General features: G+C 63.5%; 5 protein-coding genes. 3 read left to right on the top strand and 2 right to left on the bottom strand.

Translation table 11 applies throughout. The annotated features are described in order from the left end of the window. From DD1DGNOD_RS10015 to DD1DGNOD_RS10005, 3 genes are all read left to right on the top strand, one after another. Positions 1-1,250 (top strand): helix-turn-helix transcriptional regulator (locus tag DD1DGNOD_RS10015; protein ID WP_131769966.1); only part of this gene is annotated, 1,250 nt, incomplete at its 5' end. Then, complete coding sequence (locus tag DD1DGNOD_RS10010) at positions 1,247-1,729, top strand: GNAT family N-acetyltransferase (protein ID WP_241251573.1); 483 nt, start codon at positions 1,247-1,249, stop codon at positions 1,727-1,729. The genes DD1DGNOD_RS10015 and DD1DGNOD_RS10010, both read left to right, overlap by 4 nt. 433 nt (positions 1,730-2,162) lie before the next feature. Further along, the gene (locus DD1DGNOD_RS10005) at positions 2,163-2,768 is read left to right on the top strand and encodes a hypothetical protein (protein WP_131769965.1); all 606 of its coding nucleotides are present in this window, start codon (positions 2,163-2,165) and stop codon (positions 2,766-2,768) included. A 140-nt stretch (positions 2,769-2,908) separates the two neighbouring features. On the opposite strand, the gene tmk is transcribed toward DD1DGNOD_RS10005, so the two are convergent. Then, the gene (gene tmk, locus DD1DGNOD_RS10000; RefSeq protein ID WP_131767258.1) at positions 2,909-3,550 is read right to left on the bottom strand and encodes a dTMP kinase; all 642 of its coding nucleotides are present in this window, start codon (positions 3,548-3,550) and stop codon (positions 2,909-2,911) included. Beyond that, positions 3,528-4,160 (bottom strand): 3'-5' exonuclease, encoded by a 633-nt coding sequence (locus DD1DGNOD_RS09995; protein ID WP_241255622.1) that lies wholly within the window; start codon positions 4,158-4,160, stop codon positions 3,528-3,530. The genes tmk and DD1DGNOD_RS09995 overlap by 23 nt, the downstream gene beginning before the upstream one ends. Between the last annotated feature and the right edge of the window lie 131 nt (positions 4,161-4,291).

The following is a 4,291-nucleotide window of genomic DNA, read 5'->3' as shown; positions in this document are numbered from 1 at the left end:
CGGTCGGCTTCAGTCAGGAGCAGCTTGCCGAACGGCTCGGCGTCGAGCGTTCAACTGTTGTCCGCTGGGAGAGTGGCGAGACCGAGACCGGCCCGCAGCCGTGGATACGCCCCAAGCTGGCGCGGGCGCTACAGGTGTCCATCGAGCAGCTTGGCGAGCTGTTGATGCCCGAGCCGGCCTCCGAACGGGAGGCCGTGACGGCTGAGGTTGTGGCTGTCTCCGACACCCACATGGCCAGCCGTGTAATCGCCGTGGACGCGAAGAACCTACCCGACCTTCATCAAGTCGAGCTGCTACGGCAAGGACTGAACGACGCGCTCAGCGAAGGGACGATGGCCGAGGCCAGCCTTGATGACTGGGAGCGGGCCGTCATCCGCTACGGCCGGGCGACGCGCGACCGTCCGGCCGGGGTGCTCCTGGACGACCTGGGTGCTGATCTGGCCGAGTTGAAGCGGGCGCTACACCGCCATCGTTCGGCGTCTGCCCTACGCCAGTTGACCCGCGTGGCCGCGCACATGTCCGGCCTGATGTGCCTGACATTCTGCAAGCTGGACGACCAGTCAGCCTTCCGCAGGTGGGCGCGTACCGCCCGCCTTGCCGCCGACGAGGCAGGCGACCCGGAAACGCATTCCTGGATATTGGCCCAGGAATCGTACGGCCATTACTACAGCGCCGACCTTCTTGAAGCCGTAGATGTTGCGCGGCACGCGCAAGCAGTCGTGCGCGCTACGCCGTGCGTGGGCGCAGCGCTGGCGGCGGCCTTGGAAGCGCGAGCGCATGCGGCGATGGGTCGTCACCAGGAAACCCGTGAAGCGCTTGGGCGGGCCGAGGGCATTCTGTCGCATCTTGACGGCGAGGCGCTCACACCATCGGCATTTGGCTACAACGAAGCGCAGCTCCGCTTCCATGCGGGCAACGCCTATACACACCTGTGTGACGTCAAAGCCGCATTCATCGCCCAAGATCGGGCGCTAGAGCTGTGTATGCCCGGCGACTACACGGACTGGGCCATGACTCGGCTCGACCGGGCAAGTTGTCTCACCTATAACGGCGATACCTCGGATGCTCTCACATACGCAACCGAGACGCTAACCAATCTCACCGATCCTCAGCGTCGAGGCATTATCACGCTGCGCGGGTACGAAATATTGAATGTCTTACCCGAACAGCAGCAGACACTTCCAGCGGCGAACGAACTTCGCGACCTGCTGATGCTCACCACTGACCGGAAAGAGGTAGCAGGCTCGTGACTGTCGTGACTCCCGCCGAGCCGGCCCACGTCGAAGCAATTGCAGCGCTGGCCGAGGAGATGGACCGCTTCTACGGGGCGATCGAGGTAGAGTCGCTCGACCTCCGCATCCGGCAGATCAACGAGGCCATCTTCAGCGACGCACCTTCCGCGTTTGCGCTGCTCGCTTGGGACGGGGATCAGCTCGTCGGTTTCGCGGCGTACTCGTTCCTGTGGCCTGCCGTCGGCCTCACAAGGTCGCTATTCCTCAAGGAACTCTACGTGATCGAAGCCGCCCGCCGTACCGGCGTTGGCACGCAACTCATGCAAACGCTCTTCGAGGTCGCCGTGAAGCACGACTGTAGCCGCGTGGAATGGCAGACCGAAACCACCAACGAGGACGCGCAACGCTTCTATGCTGAGCTGGGTGCTCAAATGTTCGAGGGCAAGGTATTTTATCGACTGGAAGGCGAGGAGTTGCGTCAGGCCGGCAACGGCTAGACTCGTGCTCTATTCTCTGACGCTCATGCCCTCGATCATCACATCAAGCGGTTGCCAGAGTTGGTCATCCGGGGCACCCGGCGCTCCTCTCAACCTGAGCCCGTCGGCACGCCCAGGCTATGCAGGGTCGGATCATCCCAACGGGGGTGGGATCGGCGATAGCGGCTCGGCCAGCCGCTGCCGACGTTCCGGATCCACCCCCACGGGTGTGGGAGGATCAAATTAGGAGAAGATTTTCCGTCCGCAGATACACTTCGGATTGTAGACATCCTGAACGATCATCTGTACTCGAACCCGGCATTTGTTTGCCATTTCGTTCACCTCTCTTCCCTCTGGAGTTCCATTCTGCTGCACAGAACGGCCCAGTATTGATTCCTGCTGCAATGGCAGAGGTTTATTTATTTTTCATACACACTGGTGTATTGTGTATAGAATGGATGATATCGACATGGGCCGATGGGCTGCGCTGGACGCCCCGCTTGGCGACGATGGGTTACGTGCTCTTTACGAGGTCGCCGATCCTCACATGTGGCTCGGCGCGGCCAGGGACTACCGGGCACTACCCGTAGCGGAGGCTGCTGCCCGTCATGGCCGTGACGCCACCCGTCAGGTGCTTGGGATGGCGTCCATGACCAGCGTTGACAGGCTTGTGGCCGCTGCGCGGGATGTACGTGCGGACTCGGCCCGGCATGCGCTCGCGCTGGCTATGCGGCCGGTAATCCAGCGTGCGGCGCTGATAGCAGCCGCGCCTGGGTGGCGGATCGAGCCCGAGAGCGGCATGGTCTACCGGCTGTATGACCAGGACGGCCAAGACGTCACCGGTAACCCGCGCGTGGCCGGACGGTACCGCCGGGCGGTGCGTGTCGATCTCGGGATCTACATGTACGGCGCTGCGGATCTCCGTCTGGAGGCAGAGCAAGGGTTCGTCGTGCATGGCGAGACGGACAATCCCGCGGAGGCTCTTCGGATGGTTCTGGCAGAGCCACTCCCAATCTCGGATCACTCTCATGGACGTGAGGACGGCACTACACAGTACTGACTAGCAACACAAGAAGTCGGATCGTCGCTCCACAGATCGTGATCGTTGGTGTGCTCGTTTATGACGCGGGAGGCCAGAGCGATGAGCTGTTCGATCTCGGACGTCAGGCGCTCGCCGGCGACCGTCTCGACCATGCCCGCTTACTCCTTGCCCGGGGCGAAGAAGCTGATCAGCCGGTCGCGGATGAAGGCCGCGGACTGCTCCGGTGGCCGTTGGTTGCAGTCCACCCGCAGCACATCGAAACCAGCCTGGATCAGCCGCTCGGTGGCCTGCCGGTAGAAGTGAACCTCGGCGTGACTGCTGCCAGGAGAGAGCTGGAAGCGATTGTGTGGCCCGCGCTCGTGAAGGCGCTCCGAGATGACCTCGGGGTCGGCTTCGAGGATCACGGCGAGGTCGGGCCGATCAGCTTCGGCGTTCAGCCGCCAGAGGAACACTGGGTCGATGCCGTCGAAGCGCTGCATCACCAGACCTGAAGGGATGTAGCGGTCGGAAAGCACCACTCGGCCGGCCTCGGTGTTCGGCCGGACTTCCGCCTCAAGGTGGTGGTAGCGGTCAGCCGCGTACAGGCAGGCGAGAGCGTGACCGGTGGTCGTCTCGGTCATCTCGCGACACAACGCCCCGATAGGGCCGCTGGACGGCTCGGCCGTCACGTGTACATCTTCGCCAGCGGCGACGAGCAGTTGCGCCAGGTGGTGAACGATGGTCGATTTCCCGGCGCCGCTCGGCCCGTCAACGCTGACGAACAAGCCGCGCTGGTGATCAGAAAAGGGCCGGAGCTTCATCGTCGCCCCCTCCTGGTGACTCGCCTCGCAGCTCTTCCAGCGTCGCCGCCTTGGTGGCGAGCGACACGAACAGCCGGGCCGCCACCAGCGCGTCATACGTCGCGCGGTGCGGTGAAAGGTCTTCCGGCAGGCCCTCGGCCAGCTTGAACGTCTCGACCAAACTGCCCAGTCTGTAGCTGTCCTGACCCGGCATCAAGCGACGGGCGAGCTTGAGTGTGTCGAAAACCTCGGGCGGTTCCCAGCCTGTGAGCTTGCGCTGAAGCACGCTAAGGTCAACGTGCGCGTTGTGGGCGACCAAAGCCGGGTGCGACAAAGCCAGCAACACGTCAACCTTGATGTCCGTGAACGACGGGCAGTCGGCCACGTCCTTGTTGGTCAGGCCGTGAATGCGGGTGGCGAAGTGCTTGATCGGCTCGTCCGGGCGAACCAGCCAGCTCACCGGCTCCGCGACGACACCAGCGACGATCGGCACGGCGGCCAGCTCAACCGGGTCGGGCGGCTGCTGGCCGTTGCCCTCCACGTCCACGACTACGTAGCTGAGGCTCGTCCAGTCAGTCACCTTGTTGCCCGTCCTTCCATCCGATGTCGGCTCGACCATGCCGACGCTCATGGTGCGGATGACGCACGTCATGAACTTGGAAGCCGAGCGCGTGTTGCAGGTAGTAGCGCGGCTGCTCCGTCTTCAGGCCGGACACCACGGCCGCGCGGTCGGTGATGTCTACGACTACGAGACCACGGGCC

The sequence above is a fragment of the Candidatus Protofrankia californiensis genome, from assembly GCF_900634765.1.
Taxonomy (GTDB): Bacteria; Actinomycetota; Actinomycetes; order Frankiales; family Frankiaceae; genus Protofrankia; species Protofrankia californiensis.
Note: the sequence above shows the minus strand (reverse complement) of the source record. Positions and strands in the feature narration are given on the sequence as shown.

Bases quoted from the DNA above. Each gene is read 5' to 3' on its own strand.
- DD1DGNOD_RS10005 (WP_131769965.1), top strand. From the start codon at position 2,163: ATGGATGATATCGACATGGGCCGATGGGCTGCGCTGGACGCCCCGCTT.
- tmk (WP_131767258.1), bottom strand. From the start codon at position 3,550: ATGAAGCTCCGGCCCTTTTCTGATCACCAGCGCGGCTTGTTCGTCAGC.
- DD1DGNOD_RS09995 (WP_241255622.1), bottom strand. From the start codon at position 4,160: ATGAGCGTCGGCATGGTCGAGCCGACATCGGATGGAAGGACGGGCAAC.